The 24,267-nt window shown below is 72.6% G+C and carries 16 protein-coding genes and 1 pseudogene; 8 read left to right on the forward strand and 9 right to left on the reverse strand.

Features of this window, described 5'->3' with window-relative positions; genetic code table 11:
* Positions 1–43: 43 nt before the first annotated feature.
* Both IH50_RS0122015 and IH50_RS37920 read right to left on the reverse strand, forming a co-directional pair.
* A complete protein-coding gene (locus IH50_RS0122015; RefSeq protein WP_051767413.1) occupies positions 44–1,393 on the reverse strand; it encodes a ThuA domain-containing protein in 1,350 nt (449 codons plus the stop codon).
* A gap of 4 nt (positions 1,394–1,397) precedes the next feature.
* A pseudogene (locus IH50_RS37920) lies at positions 1,398–4,104 on the reverse strand (PQQ-dependent sugar dehydrogenase); the annotation flags it as partial.
* A 479-nt stretch (positions 4,105–4,583) separates the two neighbouring features.
* Here IH50_RS37920 and IH50_RS0122025 point away from each other — a divergent pair.
* Entirely contained in the window at positions 4,584–5,228 is a 645-nt protein-coding gene (locus tag IH50_RS0122025) for a sugar O-acetyltransferase (protein ID WP_030864913.1), read from the forward strand.
* A 28-nt stretch (positions 5,229–5,256) separates the two neighbouring features.
* Here IH50_RS0122025 and IH50_RS0122030 read toward each other — a convergent pair whose 3' ends face one another.
* The 4 genes from IH50_RS0122030 to IH50_RS43590 all read right to left on the reverse strand — a co-directional run bounded on the left by IH50_RS0122030 (position 5,257) and on the right by IH50_RS43590 (position 9,766).
* Positions 5,257–6,072 carry a class I SAM-dependent methyltransferase gene (locus IH50_RS0122030; protein ID WP_030864917.1) on the reverse strand — a complete coding sequence of 272 codons (816 nt, stop codon included), beginning with the start codon at positions 6,070–6,072 and terminating at the stop codon, positions 5,257–5,259.
* Between the two features lie 156 nt (positions 6,073–6,228).
* Positions 6,229–7,938: a SpoIIE family protein phosphatase gene (locus tag IH50_RS0122040; RefSeq protein ID WP_030864920.1), complete on the reverse strand. Its 1,710-nt coding sequence runs from the start codon at positions 7,936–7,938 to the stop codon at positions 6,229–6,231.
* A gap of 562 nt (positions 7,939–8,500) precedes the next feature.
* Positions 8,501–8,986, reverse strand: a complete 486-nt coding sequence (locus IH50_RS0122050) for a hypothetical protein (RefSeq protein ID WP_030864923.1) — start codon at positions 8,984–8,986, stop codon at positions 8,501–8,503.
* 126 nt (positions 8,987–9,112) lie between these two features.
* The gene (locus IH50_RS43590) at positions 9,113–9,766 is read right to left on the reverse strand and encodes a peptidoglycan-binding protein (protein ID WP_037872671.1); all 654 of its coding nucleotides are present in this window, start codon (positions 9,764–9,766) and stop codon (positions 9,113–9,115) included.
* A 1,736-nt stretch (positions 9,767–11,502) separates the two neighbouring features.
* Between IH50_RS43590 and IH50_RS37925 the strand changes: the two genes are divergently transcribed.
* Positions 11,503–11,688 carry a hypothetical protein gene (locus IH50_RS37925; protein ID WP_037872673.1) on the forward strand — a complete coding sequence of 62 codons (186 nt, stop codon included), beginning with the start codon at positions 11,503–11,505 and terminating at the stop codon, positions 11,686–11,688.
* A gap of 11 nt (positions 11,689–11,699) precedes the next feature.
* Here the strand turns inward: IH50_RS37925 and IH50_RS0122070 are convergent, their stop codons facing one another.
* The gene (locus IH50_RS0122070) at positions 11,700–12,626 is read right to left on the reverse strand and encodes a ketopantoate reductase family protein (protein WP_030864929.1); all 927 of its coding nucleotides are present in this window, start codon (positions 12,624–12,626) and stop codon (positions 11,700–11,702) included.
* 116 nt (positions 12,627–12,742) lie between these two features.
* Between IH50_RS0122070 and IH50_RS0122075 the strand changes: the two genes are divergently transcribed.
* On the forward strand, positions 12,743–14,869 hold the full coding sequence (locus IH50_RS0122075; protein ID WP_051767406.1) for a DUF4139 domain-containing protein: 2,127 nt from the start codon (positions 12,743–12,745) through the stop codon (positions 14,867–14,869).
* Positions 14,870–14,875: 6 nt separating this feature from the next.
* Complete coding sequence (locus tag IH50_RS0122080; RefSeq protein ID WP_030864934.1) at positions 14,876–16,435, forward strand: DUF4139 domain-containing protein; 1,560 nt, start codon at positions 14,876–14,878, stop codon at positions 16,433–16,435.
* 153 nt (positions 16,436–16,588) lie between these two features.
* On the opposite strand, the gene IH50_RS0122085 is transcribed toward IH50_RS0122080, so the two are convergent.
* Positions 16,589–18,103, reverse strand: a complete 1,515-nt coding sequence (locus IH50_RS0122085; RefSeq protein WP_030864936.1) for an MFS transporter — start codon at positions 18,101–18,103, stop codon at positions 16,589–16,591.
* Positions 18,104–18,345: 242 nt separating this feature from the next.
* Between IH50_RS0122085 and IH50_RS0122090 the strand changes: the two genes are divergently transcribed.
* The 3 genes from IH50_RS0122090 to IH50_RS0122100 all read left to right on the forward strand — a co-directional run bounded on the left by IH50_RS0122090 (position 18,346) and on the right by IH50_RS0122100 (position 22,108).
* A complete protein-coding gene (locus IH50_RS0122090) occupies positions 18,346–19,230 on the forward strand; it encodes a hypothetical protein (RefSeq protein WP_030864938.1) in 885 nt (294 codons plus the stop codon).
* Positions 19,231–19,646: 416 nt separating this feature from the next.
* The gene (locus IH50_RS0122095) at positions 19,647–20,534 is read left to right on the forward strand and encodes an AurF N-oxygenase family protein (protein WP_030864941.1); all 888 of its coding nucleotides are present in this window, start codon (positions 19,647–19,649) and stop codon (positions 20,532–20,534) included.
* 47 nt (positions 20,535–20,581) lie between these two features.
* Positions 20,582–22,108, forward strand: a complete 1,527-nt coding sequence (locus tag IH50_RS0122100; protein WP_030864942.1) for an FAD-dependent oxidoreductase — start codon at positions 20,582–20,584, stop codon at positions 22,106–22,108.
* 82 nt (positions 22,109–22,190) lie between these two features.
* On the opposite strand, the gene IH50_RS0122105 is transcribed toward IH50_RS0122100, so the two are convergent.
* On the reverse strand, positions 22,191–23,171 hold the full coding sequence (locus IH50_RS0122105; protein WP_030864944.1) for a GlxA family transcriptional regulator: 981 nt from the start codon (positions 23,169–23,171) through the stop codon (positions 22,191–22,193).
* 127 nt (positions 23,172–23,298) lie between these two features.
* Between IH50_RS0122105 and IH50_RS0122110 the strand changes: the two genes are divergently transcribed.
* Complete coding sequence (locus IH50_RS0122110) at positions 23,299–24,261, forward strand: NADP-dependent oxidoreductase (RefSeq protein WP_030864947.1); 963 nt, start codon at positions 23,299–23,301, stop codon at positions 24,259–24,261.
* Positions 24,262–24,267: the final 6 nt, after the last annotated feature.

The following is a 24,267-nucleotide window of genomic DNA, read 5'->3' on the forward strand; positions in this document are numbered from 1 at the left end:
TCGAGAGCGTCAAGCGGCGGACGGACCGGGGAAGTTGCCGGGATCAGGGCAGGGTCCACTTCTGGTTGGGGCCGGTGTGGCAGGTCCACAGGTGGACGGGGGTGCCGTCCTCCCAGGTACCGCCCGAGGCGTCCAGGCACTTGCCCAGGCCGATGTGGCCCTGGGCCAGGCTGCGCGCCGGGTCGGTATTGGTGAAGTCGTTGATCTTCCGGCCGTTGAGGAAGACCTCCAGCCGCTCTCCGGTGACGCGGATCTCGTACGTGTTCCACTCCCCCGGCGGATTCAGCGCCGCGTCGCGCGCGTCGAGGTCGGCGGACCGGAATCCGTAGACGGATCCCGTGGTGCGGTCGGCCGCGTCGGTGGCGTCGATCTGGATCTCGTAGCCGTTGTCCACCGCCGACCAGGGGTCGTCGGAGGCCGGGAAGCCCACGAAGACACCGGAGTTGTCGTCACCGTTCAGCTTCCAGTCGAGCTTCAGCGAGTAGTCGCCGGTGAACTCCCGGGCGTCGTACCAGAGCAGGCCCAGTCCGCCGTGCGAGGTGAGGGTGCCGTCGGCCAGGGTGAAGCCGCCGGGTCCCGCCTGCTTCCAGCCGGTGGTGCCGGTGCCGTCGAACAGGGGCGTGTAGCCGGTCTCCGGGCGGCAGTCGGCCTTGGTCGTGCCGGCCGCCCAGCGGATGCCGCCGAGCAGGTGACGGCGGAAGGCGGGGTCCGCGTAGGACTCCTCCGTGTGACCGCCGCCGGTGTAGAAGGCCCGGCCGCCGGCGTAGTCCTTGCACCAGGCGATCGGGTGGTCGCCGGACATGGAGCCGCCGGAGTAGCTGGACTCGTCCAGTGAGGCCAGGACGTGGGCGGTGGTGCGGGGGTTGGTGCGGTAGTTGTACCACTCGTCGGTGCGCTGCCAGGTGCCGGCGAGGTGCGCGGTGGCGTCGTGCGCCCGGTCCTCGACCTCGACGGTCGCGGGCTGGATGGCGGGGTGGGACTGGAAGAGGGCGCCGGCCAGTCCTTCGTAGAAGGGCCAGTCGTACTCGGTGTCGGCGGCGGCGTGGATGCCGACGTAGCCGCCGCCCGAACCCATGTACTGCTCGAGCGCGGTCTGCTGGGCGGCTCCGAGGACGTCGCCGGTGGTGGAGAGGAAGACCACGGACCGGTACCGGGCCAGATTGGCGGTGGTGAAGGCCGCCGGGTCCTCGGTGGCGTCGACGGTGAAGTTGTTCGCCGCCCCGAGGTCGCGCAGTGCCGTGACGCCCTCATCGATCGAGGAGTGACGGAATCCCGTGGTCCTGGAGAAGACAAGGATCCTGTACGCGGGGTCGGCCGCCGCGCCCGGCACCTCGTCCGCGCTGTGGTGGGCCGCCGGTGCGGCTGTGGACAGGGCTGTGGTCTGCGGCGTCAGGCAGAGGCAGGGTCCACTTCTGGTTGGGGCCGGTGTGGCAGGTCCACAGGTGGACGGGGGTGCCGTCCTCCCAGGTACCGCCCGAGGCGTCCAGGCACTTGCCCGACTGCGGATTGCGCACCGTACCGTCCGACTGGGCCGCCCACTTCTGCGCCCCCGTGCCGTTGCACGTCCACAGCTGGATCCGCGTCCCGTCCGCGCTGCCGCCGCCGGAGACGTCCAGGCACTTGCCGAGCGCCCGCAGCGACCCGTCACCGGCCACCGTCCAGCGCTGTGCCGCCGAGGAGTTGCACGTCCAGATCTGCGTCCACGTCGTAGAGCGCGCCGCTGCCGCCCTTGAAGACGAGGTAGAGGGTGGTGGTGCCGGCCGGCTGACCGGTCAGGGACGCCGAGACGTCCTGGAAGGTCTCCCAGTCGCCGGTGACCGGTGCGGTGGCCGTGCCGAGCAGGGTGCCGGTCGGGGAGCCGGCGCGGACCTCGAGGGTGCCGCCGGTGCCGGCCGAGGAGACGCGGGCGGTGAAGCCGCTGGTGTTGTCGAGGCTGTAGGGGGTGAAGGAGATCCAGTCGCCGTTGTGGATCTCGCCGACCGTCTTGCCGCCGTGCGCGTTGGTGTGGTTGATGACCTGGACGCCGGCGGAGTCGCCGTAGTGCTCGGCCTGCCGGTGGCTGGGCTGGGTGATGTGCTGGTCGTGCGCGGTGAGGGCGGGCTGGCCGTTCGCGCCGTTGTCGGTGTACTCGGCGTCGAGGACGCCGAAGATGTTGGCGTTGGGGTCGTGTTCGCCGTCCGCCAGGGTGTGCAGGGTGCCGGTGCAGCCGGTGGCCGAGGTCTGCGGGTGGCCGTGGCTGTCGTGACCGACGATGAAGGTGACCTTCACCTTGGCGCAGTCGACCGTGCCGTCCTCCGGGTCGGTGACCGTGACCTTGAAGGGGATGGCGGCGCCGAAGTCGTGGATCCGTCCGTCGGCGGGCGTGTCGAGCCGCACGGTCGGGGCGGTGTTGCCGACGGTGATCTGCACGGACGCCGTGGCCGACTTGCCGGTGGGGTCGGTGACCTTCAGCGTGGCGGTGTACTGCCCGTTGCTGGTGTAGGTGTGGGACGGGTTCGCGGCGGTGGAGGTGGCGCCGTCGCCGAAGGTCCAGGCGTGGGCGAGCGCGCCCCCGTCCGGGTCGGAGCTGCCGGCCGAGGAGAAGGTGACGGACAGCGGCGCCTTGCCGGAGGTGGTGTCCGCCTTGGCCTGGGCGAGCGGTGCGCGTCCGCCGGTCACGTGCTCGATGCGGTAGAGGGCCGAGTTGGCGTCGCCGTTGAAGTAGCCGGTGCCGTAGTCGAGGACGTAGAGGGCGCCGTCCGGGCCGAAGGCCATGTCCATCACCTGGGTGCCGGTCCAGGGGAAGGCGTTGACGGCCTGCACGGTTCCGTCGCCGCCGGTCTCGATGCGCTTGATCCAGCGGCGGCCGAACTCACCGGCGAAGAAGTCGCCGTCGTACTCGGCGGGGAACTTCACGTCGGAGGTGGAGTTCGCGTCGTAACGGTAGACAGGGCCGCCCATGGGCGATTCGGATCCGTTGCCGAACTCGGGGACGGAGCCGCCGTCGTAGGGGATCCACGCGGGCTGGACGGGCGGCAGGTCGGTCAGGCCCGTGTTGCGCGGCGAGGTGTTCCTCGGCGCCGCGCAGTCGAAGGACGAACCGGAGGCTCCGGTGGCGAAGTCGTAGTCGACGTAGGCGTCGTTCTTGCCGGTGCAGTAGGGCCAGCCGAAGTTGCCGGCCTTGGTGATCCGGTTGAACTCGACCTGTCCGCCGGGGCCGCGGGTGGCGCTGGCGGTGCCCGCGTCGGGGCCGTAGTCACCGACGTAGACGGTGCCCGTGGCCTTGTCGACGCTCATCCGGAAGGGGTTGCGGAAGCCCATCGCGTAGATCTCGGGCCGGGTCCGGGCGGTGCCGGGTGCGAAGAGGTTGCCCGCCGGGATGCCGTACGTGCCGTCGGCGTTCACCTTGATGCGGAGGATCTTGCCGCGCAGGTCGTTGGTGTTGCCCGAGGAACGCTGGGCGTCGTAGGCGGGGTTGCGGGAGGCCCGCTCGTCGATGGGGGTGTAGCCGTCCGAGGCGAAGGGGTTGGTGTCGTCGCCCGTCGACAGGTACAGGTTGCCCGCGGCGTCGAAGTCGATGTCGCCGCCGACGTGACAGCACAGCCCGCGGGAGGCGGGCACGTCGAGGATCTTCTTCTCGCTGCCCACGTCGAGGGTGCCGTCGGTGCGCAGGACGAACCGGGACAGCCGGTTGACGCCGTCGAACGGGGTGAAGTCGGATGCCGTTCCGTCGGACGGTGCGTCACCGGCCGGGGTGTCCAGCGGGGGCGCGTAGTACAGGTAGACGAAGCGGTTGGAGGCGAAGCCGGGGTCGGCGGCGACGCCCTGCAGGCCCTCCTCGTCGTGGCTGTAGACGTTCAGCCGGCCGGCGACGGTGGTGGTGCCGGACGCGTCGGTCCGGCGCAGGGTGCCGTCGCGTGAGGTGTGCAGGACGGAGCGGTCCGGCAGGACGGCCAGGGTCATGGGCTCGCCCATTTCCGCCACGCCCTTGGCGAGGGTGACCTGCTGGAAGTCCTCGGCCGCCGCGGCGGCGCCGACCGGCCCGGCCGGGGCGGCAGGGGCCCCGGCGGCCGGGCCCACGGGCAGCGCCAGGCCCATGGCACACGCCACGGCCGTCAGCAGCATGCGGACACGTCTGTGCCCGAGCGGTTTCGTGCGCACGGAAGTCTCCAGGAATAGGCGGGGTGGCGGCAGACCACGGGTGCCTGCCGTGAAGGAGTACGGGCGCGCGCCGTCGCGCCGTCGAACACCGGACCGTCACCCCGGACAGGGTTATGACGGGTCCATTTCAAGAAAGTTAGCGGGCCTCGCGTGAACGCGTAACCCCTTTCGCGCACTGTCCCGCGTCTTCTTCCTCGCCAGGGACAAAGTGCCGCGCCGTGGACCGGGGCGCTTCGGCCGAGGGCCGGGAAACCCGTCAGTCGAACGCGCGGTGGTACAGGGCGTCTTCCCGGCCGCCATCGCGACGTAGTGATTATCATGCAGGCGTCATCATGCGGGACGGGGCGCCTCGGTCCGGGCGAAGGCATGGGCTCGGCGCTCGCGGCCGGCCGAGGGCGCACCGGGCCCGGGCCCGGGAGTCGGACGAACGGAGTCGTTCCACTGTGACGCACGCGCGCGAGGAACACGAGGAAGAGGTCCTGGCCCGGATCGCCAAGGGGCTCGTCTACACCGAGTCGGAAGCGGCCTTCCAGGCTCCCCGGCGCCGCACCGAGCAGATCTTCGAGTACAACCACACCCCGCCGGGCGAGACGGAGAAACGCCGGTCGCTGCTCGTCGCGATCCTCGGGTCGGTCGGTGAACGCACGGTGCTGCTGCCGCCGTTCCACGCCGGGTTCGGCAGCAACGTCCACATAGGCGACGACTTCTTCGGGAACGTGAACCTCACCTTCGTCGACGATGTCGACATCCGCATAGGTGACGGTGTGATGATCGCTCCGAGCGTGACCCTCACCACGACGGGACACCCGGTGCACCCCTCGCGGCGCACCGACTTCGGGCGGTTCTCGGAGCCGATCGTGATCGAGGACAAGGTGTGGATCGGCAGCAACGCCGTCGTCCTGCCCGGCGTCCGCATCGGATACGGGTCGGTCATCGGCGCCGGCAGTGTCGTCAGCCGCAGCATTCCCCCGATGACCGTCGCGCTCGGGGCCCCTTGCCGCGTGGTCCGCGCCATCACCGACGAGGACCTCGCCACCCGTACCGCCGAGGGGCAGGCGGCGGCGTCCCGCCGTGAGCCGACGCCCTGAGCCCCGCAGCCGCTCCGGTCGGAGGCGGTCAGCTCCGGGCCTTCCCGGGTTTCCGGCCCCAGACGGTCAGCAGGCCGGCGGAGAGCGCGGCGCACTCGTCGGAGTTCAGGTACCGGACCGCGGCGTCGACGGCGGCGTCGTCGACCAGGCCGGTGGCGAGCATCGCCGCTCTGCTCCGCTCCCAGGTGTCCGCCCAGAAGCGGCTGATGGGACTGCCGGGCAGCAGCGGCGGCACGTACATCTCGGCGGCGACACCCACGAGCCCCGCTCCGCGCAGCAGTTGGGGGTACGACGGCACCCAGGAGACATCGGTGCCGATGGTCTCCCGCAGCCCTTGCCACATCGCCCGCATCACCATCGTGTACGGCGTGCCGGGCGCCCGGTCGCTCGTCAGGTCGACCGCGTCACCGAGTACCAGCACACCGCCGGGGGCGACGAGTCCGGCCAGTGCCCTGATCAGGCGTTCCCGCTCGGGCAGGTGCATCAGCACGAAGCGCGCGTGGACGAGCCGGAACCGGCCGGGGGCGAAGTCCGGGGCGGTGATGTCGGCCTCCAGCACGTCGAGCCCCGGCACGGACCGCTCGGTGAGGAAACGGATGTCGCGGTCCACGGCGAGCACGCTCGTCACCCCGGCCTCGTCCAGCAGCCGGCGGGAGACCGTGCCCGTTCCGGCGCCCACGTCGAGGCAGCGCCACCCCGGGCCGGCCCCGAGTGACCGCAGCCGCGCCAGGGTGATGTCGTCGTAGGCGAGGGCGCCGCGGTCGACGCGCTCGTCCTCGTGCGGCTGTCCGGGGCGGAAGACGTCCTCGCCGTACCGGCCGTGCCCGCGCGGTCCGGCGGTCACGTCGCCGCCCGTGTGACGCCGGGAGTGCCGTCCCCGGCACGTTCCGGCGCCCGGCCGGCGAAGGACTTCGGCAGCGGGTCGCCGGACTGTTCCATGGCCGGACCTCGTTCAGGCGGTGGACGGTGCCGGGCGGCCCTTCGAGGATCCCTCACGGGATCAGCTCTCGGGAACGCGCAGGGCCAGGAGGGCCACGTCGTCGTCGTTGCCGGCGGGGCGGACCTGGCGGAGCAGTTGGTCGGTGAACGAGGTGAGGGGGCGGTGGGCGAGGGCGGCAGCGTACTGGCGCAGCCTGTTCAGCCCCGTGTCGAGGCTCTGGCCGGGCGCCTCGATGAGGCCGTCCGTGTACAGCACCAGGGTGGACCCCGGCGGGAGCAGCACTGTGGCGTCGGGGCGCCGCAGGCCCGTCTGAGTGCCCAGGAGGATGCCGTGGCCGTCGGTGAGGTAGCTCGCCAGGCCGTCCCGGCTGACCAGCAGCGGCGGAGGGTGGCCCGCGTTGGTCCAGGACAGCTGCCAGTGACCGTCGTGGGCCGCTTCGACCCGGCCGAAGACGGTGGTTGCCATGGCGACGTCGGTGATGTGCTGGATCGCCTCGTCGAGCCGTTCGACGACGCGGCTGGGGGGCTCGTGCTGGGACCATGCGTAGGCGCGGAGCATGTTGCGGACCTGCGCCATGCCGGCCGCCGCCTCCAGGTCGTGGCCGACGACGTCGCCGATGGCCAGGGCGGTGGACGCGTCGGGCAGGGGGAAGGCGTCGTACCAGTCGCCGCCGACATGTGAGGCGTCGGGTGCGGGCAGGTAGCGGACGTTCATCTCCAGGCCCTGAACGCCCGGCATCTGGGGCAGCAGGTGGTTCTGCATGGTCTCGGCCACCTTGCGCTGACGCTGGTAGAGGCGGGCGTTGTCCAGGGCGAGGCCGGCCCGGCGCGCGATGTCCTCGATCAGCGGAAGGTCCATGGGGGCGAAGGCCTCCGGAGTCTCGGTACGGCCCAGGGTGAGCGCGCCCAGGACCGCGCGCGGGCCGCGGACGGGCGCGATGGCCGCGGAGTGCATCCCCGTGGCGTGGAACAGGCGGCCCTGTTCGACCGCGATGCCGGAATCCGGTGTCCCCTGGTAGGTCTGCGGACCGGCCAGGGTGGAGGAGACCCCGCGCAGGGCTCTGGACAGGGGCATCGGGGATTCCTCGGGGATCGGCGGCATCGGTCCCTGCAGTTCCTCGTACCGCACCAGCGTGCCGCCCTCGGCGTGGACCACGACGGTGCGCCACACCTCGTCACGTTCGGTGATCAGGTCGATGATCACCCAGTCCGCCAGCCGGGGAACGACCAGGGCCACCAGCCGCCGCAGCGCCTCGTCGACGTCGAGAGTGGAGGTCAGTTGTGCGGTGGTCTCGGCCAGCAGTGCCAGCCGTTGCAGTTCCGACAGCGACTGGGCCGTCGGTTCCGGCTCCGGTCGCGGACCGGTGTCCCGTGGGTGCTCGGGGGTGTGGAAGACGATGAGTGTGGCGGCCCGGCGGTCGCCGACGTCGTACGGGGTGATCAGCCAGGAGACCGGCAGCACCGACCCGTCGCCCCGTGCGAAGTAGTCCTCGCCGCCCTGGGCCGGGTATCCGGCGTGGAACGCCTGTCGCATCGCGCATTGGGTCCTCGGCAGCTCCTGCCCCTGCGGGTCCCGGTGCAGCAGGTCGTGCGCGTCCTGGCCGAGGAGCTCCGCGGCGGGCCGGTCCAGCAGTTCCTCGGCGCGGGTGTTGACGGCGATGATGCAGCCCTGCTCGTCGACGACGTAGGCACCCGCGCCGATGGCTTCCAGCGCCGCGGAAGCGGTCGGCACGGACAGCCCGTGGACCTCCCTGTACTCCGACCCTGTCATCGTGACCTCCTTGCCTGCCGGGCCGACGCCCCGCCCGCCGCCCGTATGCCCGGCCGCACGTGCCTTCTTCCGCTTTCCGCCCTCCCCGTATGCCCATACGTGTGAAGATCCCACGTCGTCCGGCGACTTCGATGAAGTTCGCTCCGGCGCAGCCGGGCAGGAACACCTCGTCCGACACGCTCGACATGCCCGGCGTCCCGGTGGCCTGGTCCGGGAGGTGCCGCTCCCGGAAGGACGGAGACGGAGCACGACGGGCGAAGCCGTGGCCGGGCCGGGAGTACGCGGAGAAGGAGGCTCGCGTAAGGCTCCGCGCCTGGTGCGAAGGGGGCCCCGGATCGACCAGGTGACTCTGCGCCGGTACCTCGTCGGCCCGCGCCGTCCGCACCGGAGCGACGGCGTCTACCGCCGTCCGGCCGAGGACGACGTCCGGCTCGCCGTCCGGTCCCGCTGATCCCCGGAGCGCCGTCGGGCGCCTTCCGTCGTGCGGGGCGCCCGGGAGCCGTCTCCGTCACCGCCGCGGAGGCGGCGGGCCGGCCCCGGCGAGGTGCTGGACGCACGGAGATCAGGCGTCCTCGTCGGCACGGCCCTCCCCCGCCATGTACCGCCAGACCAGGGCGTGAGCGAGAATGATCAGGACGATCAGCATGAGGGCCCCGGTCTGGATGGGGCGCAGCCCGACGTGGCGGGCGAGACCGGGGAACGCGCCGACGACGGCGATCAGCGCGTAGAGCAGTGTGGAGGCGGCCTGCTGCCAGGTGATGAAGTGGTCGCCGCGGGCGCGGGCCAGCAGCCGCAGGGTGGACACACAGCCGACCACGGAGAGGGCGATGAAGGCCGTCCGCCAGACCTGCGGGTTCTCGGTGCCGCCGACCTGGGCGAACAGGCCCATCAGAGCAGGCAGCAGGAAGGACAGGTAGACCCCGCCGACGACGCGGCGCAGGGCGGGTTCACGCATCCAGTCGGTATGACTCTGCACCACGTTCCACCACAGGCCGACCAGGGTGAAGCAGGTGGTGGAGAAGAGCGCGTAGAAGGTACTGACGTCCATGAAGGACGAGAATGGCAGCGTTTCCGGCACCCGCGGGCCGTACACGCCCCGCACCCGACCGGTGCCGCCGGTACGGGCTACGCGCCGGCTCACGGGAACCGGTGACGGGCCGGCGGGCTCTCCCGGTCACCAGTCGGGGGGCACGTCGGAGCCGAAACGGCGGCCGGCCGGGCGTTTCTCGAAGTGGAGATGAGGGCCGGTGGCATTCCCGGTGGAGCCGACCTCCCCGACTTTCTGGCCGGCCTTGACCGGGCCCCCCTCCACCGTCTTCTCGGAGAGGTGGCAGTAGTAGAAGTCGAACCCGCCGACGCGCAGCACGAGGAAGTCGCCGAAACTGCGGTCGTGTCCGCTGCGGACGACGGAACCGTCGCGCACCGCGACACAGGGCTTTCCCTGCGGGGCGGCGTAGTCCGCGCCGGTGTGACGGCCCAGGCTCCAGTGGGGCCCCTTCTTCCCGTAGGGGGTCGTGACACGGTGCCCCGGTACGGGGGATGCGACGCGGGCACCACCGCGTCCCGGCGCCGGCGCCGCCGCCGGGACGCGGAGCCGGTCCCAGCTCGTCTTGCCCGGTATGCCGTTGGCGTCGGTTCCCTCGAACCCGATCTTGTGCTGCCAGGCGGCGTACGACTGCTGGTCGGCATCGGTCCACTCGGGGCCCGGACCCGTCCGGTACTTCCCGCACCCTTCCGCCACCAGGCGTTTGCCCATCGAGGCGATGAGGGGGCTGCGTTGTCCCTTGTGGAAGAAGCTCACTCCTGGGAATGGCGCCGTCGCGGGCATGGCCCTCTCTCCTTCCGCGGGGCTCGGCAAGCCGCCGGATGACGGTGCGGGATCGTCCGTCGAACGCGCGAGGTGTCACCGTACCGGCGCCGGAAGCGGTCGATCGGCGTGGAGGAGGCCGGTAAGGAGTGACCTGCCGGTCGGCACAGCGGCGACCCCGGCTCGGGAGGCACGGATCCTTCCCGGACCGTGCGCCGCCGGCTGTCGCAGTCGCTCTTCTTCCACCATGCGCCCGGCGGGAGTGGCGCGCAAACCCGGGAACCGGATCCCTCCTTCTCCGCCGAGCGATTCCGGCGGCCCCGACGATTCCACGGACTCCCCGCCGTCTCCCACCTCCACGCCGGACGAGACGTCCGACGACTCCCCGACGCCGGATCCCGGTGAAACGGACGGGCAGACACCCGAAGACAAATTTCTTGGGGCACGGGACACACTCCCCCGGTTTTCACGCACAAGAAGGAACAGCGCCCGCAGGGACCAGCACAACAGGGGCATGTAAACCCATATCCGAGGTGTGTACTCCCTTTCCTCGAGCCGCTGTCGCCGCCGCTCCCTGCACCGCGCCCGACAGGACGAACAGAACACCGGTGACGCGTTGACGGACGGATGCGCATGACCCCGGACTCGGCCCCGGGTCGTCACGGTGCACCCGGAGCCACCCCGTTCGGAAGGAAGCCGGAGAAGCCTCCGTGTCACCCGCACGGGCGGAGCGGCCGGGCGGGAAGCACGATGTCCGGACGGTGCGACAGGCGCCCTGCCAGGTCGCATAGGACAGTAAGACCATGAACCGTCACCGACGCCCGCCCCGGCGTGCCCCGTGGATCGCAGGCGGCGCCGCTGTGCTCGTCCTCGGTGGCATCGGCGTGTGGGTGTGGGTGGCGCAGGACGGCGGCACGCCCAGTCCCACGCCTTCGGCCTCGAACGACCTGTCCCTTCCGACGCTGAACCCGTTGCCGTCCTGGACGTTCACGACAGAGCCGTCGAGCACGGCACGGCGGACGCCGACGTCCACGCCGTCCTCCGGGCCGACGGCGTCCCGGCCCGGTCAGCCGGTCCCGCCGCCACCGTCGGCACAGCTGCCGACGACCGAGCCCGCCCCGTCGGCACAGCGGCCGACCGGCGAGCCGCCACCGCCGGTACAGCGGCCGACGACCGAGCCGGCCCCGCCGGGTCAGCGGCCCACGACTCGGCCGGCGCCGCCCAGCCGCCGGCCGGTGCCCGGCCGGACCGCGACCGGCGCGTCGGCCCTGCGCACTCCGGAGGCGGGACCGACAACCCCACCGCCACCGACGCGGTCCGCGGCATCCCGCCCCTCACCGGGCTCCCGGACTCCCGCACCCTCACCGCGGCCCACGACACCCGAACCCCCGACGCGGCCCACGGCATCCGAACCCCCGGCGAAGCCCGGCACGCTCAGACCTCCACCGAGGTCCGCGACACCCGAACCCCGGCCGAAGCACGCCACGTCCGCACCTCCACCGAAGTCCGCCACGTCCGCACCTCCACCGAAGTCCGCCACGTCCGCACCTCCACCGAAGTCCGCCACGCCCGAACCCCCGCCGAAGCCCGGCATCCCCGAACCCCCGCCGAAACCCGCCACGCCGGAGCACCCGGCGTCACCGGCCCGCCCGGCGCCGACACGGACACCGACGACGCGGCCGGCGCCCTCGAAGCACGTATCGGCGCCGTCCGTCATGTCACCCGGGCCGACGCCCACGACCGGTGGCGGCAAACGGGTGACCACCACGTGGTACACCTCCCCGGCCGCGACGGCCGCCGCCCACCGTATGGCGGACGCCGACGCGGTCGGCGACCCCGCCTGCTCGATGGCGGCCGTGGGCCGGCCGGACCCCGGCCTGGTGCCGCGGAAGGGCCGCATCGGCATCGGGCACCACGGCGCGTACTGGTGCCTGGTCTGGTGAGGCGGCAGCCGTCACCCCGCCGCCGCTCCGAGCACGTACGGGGACAGGATGTCGGCCACCGTCCGGTTGCGCGGTGCGGGAACGCCGAGCCGGGCCGCGAGGTCGGCCACTCCCCCGCTGAGCCAGGGCAGTTCGAGACGGTTGCCGTTCTCCAGGTCGTTGTGCATGGAGGACGTCATGTCCGCGGGCAGCGTGTCGCAGAAGGCCAGTTGACGCTCGGCGAACGTGTCGTCCAGCGCGACACCCGACGCCTGCGCGAGTGCCACGGTCTCCTCCATGATCTCGCGCAGCAGTGCCCGGGAACGCTCGTGGGAACGGACGACACCGATGGGCCCGCGGATGGCGGTCGTGGTGGCCGACAGCCCGACGAGGAAGACGAACTTCTCCCAGATCACCCTGTCGATCTCCGCGCTGGTCTCCGCCTCGATGCCCGCCTCACGACAGGCGGTCAGAAACCGCCGCACGACGGGCTCCTGACCCGGATGGCGGGCGCCGACGACCACCCTCTGCAGGGCGCTGTTGTGCCTGACGACGCCGGGTTCCTCAATGAAGGCCGAGATGAAGCACGTTCCGCCCAGGACGGAGTCCGCGGGCAGGTGACGGCGGAGGACGTCGTCCTTGTGCACGCCGTTCTGCAGCGAGAGCACAGGGGCGTCCCCCGCCTTCGAGGAAGCCAGTCGTACGGCGACGTCCTCGGTGTCCCAGAGTTTCACGGCGATGATCACCAGGTCCGTGGGACCGAGCCGGGCAACGCTGTCGACGGCCGAGCCGGGCGGGGTGCGCACGTCCCCCAGCGGGCTGCGGACCAGCAGCCCCGAGCCGCGTACCGCCTCCAGATGACGGCCCCGGGCCACGAACGTGACCTCGTGACCCGCCGCGGCCAGCCGCGCCCCGAAACAGCCACCGACCCCACCGGCTCCGACAACCGCGATACGCATGTGTGACCGCCTCCTCGACTCCTGTTCCGAGGATTATGACGATCCACCTCGCCCCGGCCCCGGGCCGGTCACCGCGTAGGCTGCCCTCGCACGGAAACGGCTGGGTGGGGGAGCACATGACGGCTGGAACGGCCCCGAGGTGGGCGTCGACTCTCGATTCGGTGGTGGTGTACGCGCAGGGCGCGCTCTGCCGCCGTCTGGCCCGGGGCACGGTGCCGGCGGGCGGACGCGTGCGGGTGGCGGGACTGCCCCGCTCGCTGGACCCGGGCTCGTTGCGGGCCCGTGTCGTCGGGGCGTCCGGGGTACGTGTCACCGAGGCCCGGGTGGAGGTGGAGGCCGAACTCCTCGACGCGGGACCGTCCGACGAGTTGCGGCGCGAGGAGGAGCGGCTGCGCGACGCGTGGGCGGCGGCGCGGGACCGACGGGACCGGCAACTGGGGCTGATCGAGGAGGTCGGGGCGCTCCGTCCGGTGCCGCCGGCCCGCAAGCGGGACGACCCGCATCGCCGTACCCCGGTCGACGCGTGGCTGGAGCTCTCCGAGTTCGTCGACGAGCGTCTGACCGGGCTGCACGGCAGGCTCCGTGAGCTGGAGGAGGAGCTGAGCCGGGCCGAGCACGAGCTCACGGTCGCCGTGGACAGGCTCTCCCGTGCCTCCACCGACGCGCCCTCGGCGGCGGTGGCCGCCTCGATGTGCGCGGTCCTGACGCTGGACGGCGCGGGCGGCGCGGAGGTGGAGCTGGAGGTGGAGTACGGGGTGCCCGGCGCCGTCTGGGTGCCCGCCTACCAGCTCACCCACCGGGAGGGCGAGAGCGACGGATCCCTGGTGCTGCGGGCCTCGGTCGCCCAGCGTACGGGGGAGGACTGGACCGGTGTGCGCATCGCCCTGGCCACCGCCGATCTGCGCCGTCGCACCGGTCTGCCCCGGCTCCGCTCGGTCCGCGTCGGACGCAGTCAGTCCGCTCCCGCGCCTTCGGGCTGGCGTGAGCACCCGGCGGGGCTGACCGATCTCTTCGCCGGTTACGACACGGCGGGCCCCCGTCCCGGCACGGGGCCGGCGCCCGATGCCGTGGCCGGTGCCGCGCCCGGCTCCGTTCCCCCGCCCCCGCCCGTCCCGCTCCCGGAGGGCGCCTCCCCACCGGCTTTCGGCGGCGCCGTGGCGCCGGTCCGGGCCCGGCCGGGCGGCGGGCCGCGCACCGCGCGCCGCGCGGCACCCGCCGCACCCGGAGCACCCGGAGCACCCGGAGCACCCGGAGCACCCGGAGCACCCGGAGCACCCGGAGCACCCGGAGCACCCGGAGCACCCGGAGCCGCCCCGGCCGCCCCGGCGGCCTACGGGGCGGCTCCGCCACCGCCCGCCGCGTCCGCGGTCTTCCCCGCGGCCGCGCCGCCGGTGCCCGTGGCCGGTCCGCCGCGGCCGGACGGCGCCGAACTCGACTACTCCGCACTCGTCCTGTGCGGCCCGGACGAGCCGGGCGGCCGCCGGGGCAGGCTGTTCCCCGGCTCCGGCTTCGACCCGGTGACCGCCGAGTACCGCCGCCGCGCCGAGACGGTGGGCGCGCTGCCCCTTCCCGGATACGCCGTGCGGCCCCGCGAGTCGGCGGGCTCCTTCGACCACCGGTTCGATGCCGCCGCCCCCGCCGACATCCCCTCGGACGGCACCTGGCACACCGTGACCGTCGGCGAGATCCCGGTCGGTCTGCGCACCGAGTACATCTGCGTTCCGTCCGTGGAGCAGACCGTGTACACGACGCTGGTGCTCTCCAACGCCACCGATCAGGCCCTGCTGGCCGGTCCGGTGGAGGTCACCGTGAACGAGGATTTCCTGCTGACCGCCGCGCTGCCCACGCTCGCCCCGGGCGGTGTGTCCCGGGTGGGGCTCGGACCGGCCGAGGCCATCGGGGTCACCCGCCGGGTGAATCTGCACGAGTCGACCGCGGGGCTGCGCAACAACGTCACGGTGCTCGACCACCGCGTCCACGTGGAGCTGGCCAACCGGCTTCCGGTGCCCGTCTCCGTGGAGGTGCGCGAGCGTGTGCCCGTCACCTCCGACGCGGACATCCGGATCGAGGAACGGGCCGGCTGGACGGCGCCGGGGGACGACACCGGCCTTGAGCGCCACGCGCCGGGCACCCGCCTGTGGCGGATCGAACTGCCCGCCGGCGGCACCGCCGCTCTCGACGGCGGCTACGAAATCCGGATCCCGGCCGGCAAGGCCCTCACCGGCGGCAACCGCAGGAGCTGACCCAGCATGTCTACGTCATCGGAGCTCATCCCCCTCCCCGTCACCGCCGTCACCTGTACGGAGGACCGCGCTCACGTCGAGCGGACGGCCGTGCTCGATCTGGAGGCCGGTACGCAGCGGCTGCGTCTCGGACCGGTCAGCGCGCTGGCCGTCGACCGTACCCTCCACGCCGAGCTGACCGACGGCCACCCGGCGACCGTGCTCGACGCGCGGATCGTCCGCAGCTGGACGCCGCGCGGGCCGGGGCCCGCCGACGACGACTCCGCGCTGCGCCGGCGGGTGACGGCCCTGGAGGAGAAGCGGACGGACCTGGAGCAGCGGCGTGACCGGCTGCGTACCCGCCTCGATCTGCTCGGCCGTCTCGCCACCGATCTGCTGCGGGAGATCGGCGAGGGCGCCGGCTCCGGAGAGGCGGAAAGGGACCGCTGGGCCCGGGAACTGGACCGGGTGGACGGCGAACGCGACTCCCACGGCGAGCGGCTGCGCTCCGTGGAGGCCGAGTTGTCCGCCGTCACCGCCGAACTGTCCGAGACCCGGCGGGCCCTGGACCTCTCCGAGACGGAGCCCGCCGAGCTGGTCGGTCACATCGAGCTGACCGTGCGTGCCCCGGCCGCCGGGCGGGCCGGGCTGCGGCTGAGCCATCTCACGCCGTGCGCGGTGTGGCGGCCCGCCTACCGGGCCGTGCTCGACGGGGACTCCCTCACGCTGGACACGGACGCGATCGTCTGGCAGCGCACCGGCGAGGACTGGTCGGACGTACGGCTGACCCTGTCGACGGCCCGCTCCGCGGGAGCCGCGGAACCGCCCCGGCTCGGCGAGGACCGGCTGACGCTCCAGGAGCGTTCCGCCGCGGAGCGCCGCACCGTCCACGTCGACCTGCGCGAGGAGGAGGTCGCGGACCTCGGCCCCGTCCCCGTGCTCGGACTGCCGGGCGTGGACGACGGCGGGGAGGTGCGCGTGCTCCACTCCCCCGCACCGGTCTCCGTGCCGGCCGACGGTCGCGCCCACCGGGTGCCGCTCTCCTCCTTCACCTCGCCCGCGAGGAGTGAGTACGCCAGTTCCCCCGAGCTGTCGCCCCTGGTCGACCAGGTGGTGCGGTGCGACAACCGGTCCGGCCACGCCCTGCTCGCCGGGCCGGTCGGCCTCGTCCGCGGCAGTGGGTTCACCGGACGCGGCACCCTGGACTTCACTGCCCCCGGTGCCCCCCTCGAGATCGCCTTCGGCAGCCGGGACGACCACCGGGTGCTGCGGCACACCGAGGAGACCCGCGAGACCGCCGGGATCACCCAGCGGACCGTCCTCACCCGGACCGTCCGCCTGCACCTCTCCAGGTTCTCCGCCCCCGGCGAGCACGACGACAGGACGGTCGTCGTCCGGGAGCGCGTCCCGGTCTCCGAGGTCTCGGCGGTGGAGGTACGCCTGCGCCGGGACGACTGTTCCCCCGCGCCCGACGCGATCGACGCGGACGGCATCGTCCGCTGGAACGTCCCGCTGGCCCCGGGCGGCCGGCGCACCGTCACCCTGGTCTACGAGGTCTCGGCGAGCAGCAAGGTCACCGGTCTGTGACCCCGGACGCGGAAGCGGGGCGGCCGGCCGGGGTGACCGGCCGCGGATGAGGCCGCGCGTCCGGCACGGCGCATGTGCCGGACGCGCGGCGGCCGTGTGTCCGGCGGCGTCCGTCCGGTGGGCCCGGCGGTCGCGCCGGGTGTGCCCGCGCCGTCAGAACTTCGGTGTCGGTGTCTGTGACCGCACCAGCTCCGCCGCCTCCTGTTCCGTCTGCACCGAGGGCGGCGAGCCCTCCAGCGGCTGCCGGGCCGTCTCCTTCATGCAGGCCACCGCGATGACACCGACCAGGGCCGCGGCCATCGCGTAGTACGCCGGCATCATGTCCGAGCCGGTCGCGCCGATGAGGGCCGTGATGACCAGCGGTGTCGTGCCGCCGAACAGGGACGCCGACAGGTTGTAGCCGACCGACAGGGAGCCGTAGCGCACCGGCGTCGGGAACATGGCCGGCAGCGCCGCCGACATGGTGCCCAGCAGGCAGACCAGGGACAGGCCGAGCATCAGCATGCCGCCCGAGACGGCGAGCAGGCTGCCCTGCTGCACCAGCAGGAACGCCGGGGCGGACAGGACGAAGAAGCCCAGCATGCCGGCCATCAGCAACGGTTTGCGGCCGAACCGGTCGTTCAGCCGGCCCACCTGGGTGATGATCAGCATCAGCACCACCATGGTGGCGACCAGGATCAGCAGACCGTGGGTCTCGCTGTAGTGCAGTTCGTCCGACAGGTACGTCGGCATGTACGACAGCAGCATGTAGTCGGTGATGTTGTACGCGCCGACCAGGGCGATGCACAGCACCAGCGTCCGCCAGTGCTGCCGGAAGATCTTGGCGAGGTCGCCGTGGGCGGTGGTCTCCACCGCGTTCGCGGCCTCGGTGATGTGGACATTGCCCTGCTCCAGCTTCAGATACGCCGGTGTGTCGTCCAGCTTCAGCCGCAGGTAGATGCCGACGATGCCGAGCGGCCCGGCGACCAGGAACGGGATGCGCCAGCCCCAGGCGTCCATCGTGTCGGAGCCGAGCCAGGCGGTGAGGGCCGTGACCAGGCCCGCCGCGCCGGTGTACCCGGCCAGCGTGCCCAGTTCGAGGAAGCTGCCGAAGTAGCCGCGCCGCTTGTCCGGGGCGTACTCCGCGATGAAGGTGGAGGCACCGCCGTACTCGCCGCCGGTGGAGAATCCCTGCAGCAGCCGGAAGAGGATCAGCAGCAGCGGTGACCAGAAGCCGACGGCCGCGTAGGTCGGCAGCATGCCGATGGCGGCGGTGCCGACCGCCATCAGGATCATCGTCAGCGCGAGGACCTTCTTGCGGCCGACCTTGTCGCCCATCGGCCCGAAGACCATGCCGCCGAGCGGGCGCACCAGGAAGGCGACGGCGAAGGTGGCGAAGGACGACAGCAGCTGCGCGGTCTCGCTCCCGGAGGGGAAGAAGACGCGGCCGATGGTGCCGGCCAGATACGCGTAGATGCCGAAGTCGAACCACTCCATGGCGTTGCCGAGCGAGGCCGCCTTCACCGCTCGCCTGACCGCCCGCTCGTCCGTCACGGTGATGTCCGAACGGCGCAGCGGCGGGTTCCGCCTGCGGCGGACGGCACGGAACAGGGCGGGGTGACGCCTGACCGCCTCGGAAGGAGGCGTGGGTTCGCTGTCGATGGGGGACGTGGCGGGGTTCCTTTCCAGGTCATGCCGTAGCAAACGGAACGTATCAGCGTCATCGGAACGACGCGGGGAAGCACGCTCGGAATCGCTTCTTCCCGGTGGTTCCTCCGCTACGCAGGTGTGCGGCCGGGGCGGTTCTCACCCATGTGCCTCCGCTGCGCTGGTCGCCCGGGCGGACCGGTGATGCGGTGGGAGGACAAGGGCAGAAAAGCGCTCGGGGCAGGTCGGCGCCGGGGCGCTCGTCCCATCCACAGGAGGCACTCGTGACCACCCCTCGTCCGATCGTCTGCTCGTCCCGTGTCCTGGCCGCCGTACTGGCCACCGGGACCCTGCTCACCACGGCGGCCTGTTCCGACGCGGACAACAGCGCGTCGGCCGGGTCGAAGACCGCCGCCGCGGCCGTCGCGCAGACCGAGTCACCCACGTCCACGCCCACGTCGACCACCACGTCCCCGACCGCTTCCCCGACCTCGTCACCGACGTCGTCACCCGGCGCGACGCTCAGCGAGACGGGCGCGCGGAACGCGCTGATCACCTCGGCGGACCTCGAGGGCGACTGGACCCAGGCCGACAAGCCGCAGACCTGGCGGGACTCCCTGCTCGTCGGAGAGGTCGACGTGGCCGCCTTCCTCAGCGGGAAGAGCGACGCCCCGGACTGCCAGCAGCTGATCGACTCGCTGTACGACGAGACTCTGCTGGGGACTCCGTCCGGGGCGTCGGCGCTCAACGGCTTCGAGCAGGGCGACTCCCGGCTGCTCTACCAGGTGGCGGCCTACGAGAAGGCGGACCTGGACGAGTCGATGAAGTCGCTGCGGTCGCTTCCCGACACCTGCGACCAGTTCACCGTGACCGGCGGGGACAACGGTGACCGCACCGTCCAGGTCGTCGAGATGTCCCTGCCCGAGGAGGGGGACGCGCGGCAGGGAATGACCGTGACGGTGAAGGGCGACAGCGGGGGCCAGCCCGTGACCCTCACCCTGGACGTGGCCGTCGTCCAGATCGGAGCGAACGCGATCACGGTCACCAACGGCGGGCTCGACGGCGCCGACCACGACGCCACCACGGCCGCCGTCGAACAGGGCACACCGCGGCTTCAGGCGGTCCTCGCCGGCCGCACGCCGACGCCCACTCCCAGCGGAATCGAGTGACCGCGGGACCGGACGCGCGGAGACGACCGTGAGGGCGGCCCGTTCACTCGCCCGGCCCCTGTGACGGTGCTGGGCCACTCGGCCGCATGCGGTGTCGTGACGGCAGTCGTCCCCCTCGACGAGAGAGCTGTCATGACGTTCGTACGGCACGTCTCCGCCCGCCGGCCACTCCCCCTGGCCGTCCTCGTCCCCGTCGCCGCCCTGATGGCCGCCGGCCCGTCCCCGGCGTCCGGGAGCGGCGGCGGCACGGCCCTCGTGGTCCGCTCCCGCCGGTCCCGACCCGGGGCCGGCGTGCCGGCGGCGCTCCTTTGCTACTTGGGGGTAGGAACGCGACTCCTCTTGCTATACAGTTCGTCAGCAAGGCGGGTGGTTACCCGCGGTAATACTGATCGGACTCGAGGCGAGGAGCCCTCGGCATGGGGAACACGATCTCCGGCGACGACGTGGCCCGGCGGCTGCTGGACTCGTCGGCGCAGCTCTCCTACGACCCGCTCACCGAGGTCGACTGGGACACACCGCTCGACACGGACTTCCACGGCGCCAGCCCGGAGTGGAGCACGCTCTACGGGACGGCCTACTGGGACGAGATGACCGACGCCCAGCGCAAGGAGCTGACGCGCCAGGAGGCGGCGTCCGTCGCGAGCACCGGCATCTGGTTCGAGATGATCCTCCAGCAGATGGTGCTGCGGGACATCTACGCCAAGGACCCGACGGACGACACCGTCCAGTGGGCGCTCACCGAGATAGCCGACGAGTGCCGGCACTCGATCATGTTCGCCCGCGGCGCGAAGAAGCTCCGTGCGCCGGCCTACCGGCCGCACCGGGTCGCGCTGGAACTGGGCCGGTTCTTCAAGACCGTCGCCTTCGGTGAGGCCGCGTACGCGGCGATCCTGGTCGCCGAGGAGGTCCTCGACGTCATGCAGCGCGACTGGATGCGCGACGAGCGGGTCGTGCCCTTCGTCCGCACCATCAACAACATCCATGTCGTCGAGGAATCCCGGCACATGAAGTTCGCCCGCGACGAGACACGCAGGCACCTCGCGCGTGCCGGACGGCTGCGCCGCCGGTTCCACGCCCTGCTGATCGCCGTCGCCGCCTACGTCATCGTCACCAGCATGGTGAACCGGAAGGTCTACGCGAACGCCGGCCTGGACGAGGCACGCGCGCTGCGCGAGGCGAAGGCCAACGAGCACCACAAGTCGATGATGCGGGCGAGCTGTTCGGGCCTGATGGAGTTCCTGGACTCGGTGGGGCTGCTCACCGGGCCCGCGCTCTTCTTCTACCAGCGCGCCCACCTCGTCTGACGACCCGCACCCTGCACCTGCCCCGGCCTTCAGCGGAGTGGACGACCATGGCCTTCGCGATCACCCAGACCTGCTGCAACGACGCCACCTGTGTGTCCGTCTGCCCGGTCAACTGCATTCACCCCACGCCCGAGGAACGGGCCTTCGGCAGCACGGAGATGCTGCACATCGACCCGAGGAGCTGCATCGACTGCGGTGCCTGCGCCGACGCCTGCCCGGTGGACGCCGTCCTCCCGCTCGACCGGCTGACCGGCGGGCAGCGGGAGTACGCGCGGATCAACGCGGCCTATTTCGAGCAGGACCTCCCCGAGGGAGCGGAGTCACCGGCGCGTCCGGGGCCGAACCTCCACGCCTGGGGCGCGCCGTCCTTCGACCGGGTGCTGCCCTCGGACTTCGGACCGCTGCGGGTCGCGATCGTCGGCACCGGCCCGGCCGGCATGTACGCCGCCAGGGACCTGCTGCTGCACACCCGGGCCGAGGTGACGCTCGTCGACCGGCTTCCGGCCGCCGGCGGGCTCGTCCGGTACGGCGTGGCACCGGACCACCCGGCCACCAAGAAGGTGGGCGAGTCCTTCGCCCGCTTCCTCACCCATCCGCGCGCGCGGACCTACCTGGGCCTCGACGTGGGCACCCACGTCACCGCGGAGGAACTCGCCGCCCACCACGACGCGGTGATCTACGCGGTGGGCGCCGCCGCGGACCGGCGTCTCGGCATCCCGGGCGAGGACCTGCCGGGCAGCGTCTCCGCGACCACCTTCGTCGCCTGGTACAACGCGCATCCGGAGGTCGCCGCGGACGCCGTCGACCTGTCGTGCGGGCGGGTCGTCGTGGTCGGCAACGGCAACGTCGCCCTCGACGTCGCGCGGATCCTGGTCTCCGATCCCAGGACGCTGGCCGGCACCGGGATCGCCGGCCACGCGCTGGCGGAACTGCGCCGCGGCAAGGTGCGCGAGGTCGTGCTGCTCGGACGCCGCGGACCGGAGCACGCGGCGTACACCGGACCCGAGCTGCTCGCCCTGAAGCACCTTCCCGGGGTGGATCTGCTCGTCGACGACCACGATCCGCGCACCGGGGCGGCGATCGACGCCGCCGGCCCGGAGGACAAGGCGGCGGTGCTGCGAGGTGTGGCGCGGGAGACCGTCGACTGGTCCCTGCCGCCGGGTGCGGCAGGCGGGCGGCGGCGCATCGTGTTCCGCTTCCACTCCTCCCCCGTGGCGGTCCGCGGGGACGAGGGCACGCGTGCCGTGCGGGTCACCGGCGGTACCGCCGAGCCGGAGATTCCGGCCGGCCTGGTCCTGCGGGCAGTCGGCTGTCGCGGGGTGGCCCCGGCGGGGCTGCCGTTCGACGAGGCCACCGGGACCGTGCCGCACGAGCGCGGCCGGGTCACCGGCCGGCCCGGGACGTACGTCGTCGGCTGGATCAAACGCGGCCCGTCGGGAGGCATCGGCGCCAACCGCGCCTGCGCGGCGGAGACCGTCGGCTCCCTGCTGTCCGACGCGGTGGCGGGCACCCTGCCCGCACCGGCCGGCGGGCCGAGGGCGTTCCGCCGTCTCGTACGCCGTCGGCGCCGCTGACGTTCCCGCCTCCTGTCCGGGGTGAGGCAGAACGTCATGTTCCCGCCCGTGGGCCGTGTCCTCGGGCGTCACCCGAGGGCGTTCACCCCGTCGCCGTCAGGTCCGGGGCGTTGTGGGCACGGCGGTAGGCCAGCGGGGACAGGCCCAGATGGTTGGAGAAGTGCTTGCGCAGGGCCACGGCGTCACCGAAGCCGCTCGCCGTGGCCACGCGCGCGACGGTCAGCTCGGTGGACTCCAGCAGCCTGCGCGCCTGGTTCAGCCGGCACTGCAGCAGCCATTGGAGGGGGCTGGTGCCCACCTCGTCGCGGAACCGCCGGGTGAAGGTGCGTACGCTCATGTGCGCGTGCCGGGCCAGGTCCTCCAGCGTGAGGGGCTCGGCCAGCCGGTTCAGGGCCCACTGCCGGGTGGCCGAGGTGGAACGGTCGGCGTCCTTGGGTACCGGGTGCTCGATGAACTGTGCCTGTCCGCCCTCACGCCAGGGCGCGACCACGCACCGGCGCGCCGCCGCGCCGGCCACCGCCGCGCCGTGGTCCCGGCGGATGAGGTGCAGGCACACGTCGATGCCTGCGGCGCCGCCCGCCGAGGTCAGGATGCGTCCGTTGTCGACGAACAGGACGTCCGGATCGACCTCGACCCGGGGGAAGCGCCGGGCGAACGTGTCGCAGAGCACCCAGTGGGTGGTGGCCCGCAGACCGTCCAGCATTCCGGCCGCCGCGAGCAGGAACGCCGAGGTGCACAGGCTGACGACACGGGTGCGCGGACCGATCCGGGCGAACGCCCCGGCGACCTCCGCGGGCAGTTCTCCGGTGGCGAGCAGATGTCTCCCGGGCTCCTGGGTGGCGATCACCACGGTGTCCACGCGTTCCAGGAGGGACTCGTCGTCGTCGACGACGATCCGGAAGCCCTCGTGGGTACGGACGGGCCGGCCGCCGAGCGAGCAGGTCGTCACGGAGTACAGCGGCGCGCCGGACGGATCGCACGCCGCGCCGAACACGCGCGAGGCGATCCCGAGGTCCATGGCGAGGACGCCTTCGAGAGCGAGAACGGCGATACGGTGCACCATGGCCGGAATGGTACGACAGGTGGCCCTCCGGCCACTCACTCCGTCCAGGGGCATGGGACGAGACTGGGTGATCACCGGGCCCGGCCCGGTCTTCGTACACGCGGAACAAACAGGAGACGAGAAGAACATGAGCGAGCGCACCATGCGTGCCGTCACCATCGGTGAGTTCGGCGGGCCGGAGGTGCTGACCGTCGGGCGGATCGCGCGTCCCGAACCGCTGCCGACCGAGGTGCTGGTGCGGGTGCACGCCGCCGGGATCAACCCGGTGGACTGGAAGACCCGCGCGGGACAGGGCATGGCGGGACTGCAGACGCTGCCGCTGGTCCTCGGCTGGGACGTCTCCGGGGTCGTCGAGGAGGTCGGTTTCGGCGTCACCACGCTCGCGCCCGGTGACGAGGTGTACGCGATGCCCTGGTTCCCGCGCCCGGCCGGCGGTTACGCCGAGTACGTGACGGCGCCGTCGCGCCAGTTCGCGCGCAAGCCCGCCTCGATCGGGCACGCCGAGGCCGCCGCCCTGCCCCTCGCGGCGCTCACCGCGTGGCACGCGCTGGTCGACACGGCGGGCGTCAAGGCCGGTCAGCGGGTCCTGGTGCACGCGGCGGCCGGCGGTGTCGGGCATCTGGCGGTGCAGATCGCCAGGCATCTGGGCGCCGAAGTGGTGGCGACCGCCCGTGAGTCCCGGCACGCCTGGCTCAAGGAGCTGGGCGCCGACGAGACGATCGACTACACGCGGCAGCGGTTCGAGGACGTGACCGGCGGGATCGATGTCGTCGTCGACCTGATCGGCGACGCGGACGCCACCGACGCACGGTCGGTGGCGGTGACCCGGCCCGGCGGCCTGGTCGTCTCCGTCCCGAGCGGTGTCTCCCCGGCGCTGGCCGCCGCGGCCGAGCGGGCCGGGGTGCGCACCAGCCCGCTCCTGGTCGAGCCGGACGGCGCGGCCCTGACCACCATCGCCGGTCTGGTCGACGCGGGCGACCTCCGGGTGGAGGTCGAGCACGTGTTCCCGCTGGAGCAGGCCGCCGAGGCACACCGCCGGGGCGAGACCCACCACACCCGCGGCAAGCTCGTCCTGGACGTCACGCGGTGACCCGCC

The organism is Streptomyces sp. NRRL S-37 (assembly GCF_000721605.1).
In the GTDB taxonomy this organism is placed as follows: domain Bacteria; phylum Actinomycetota; class Actinomycetes; order Streptomycetales; family Streptomycetaceae; genus Streptomyces.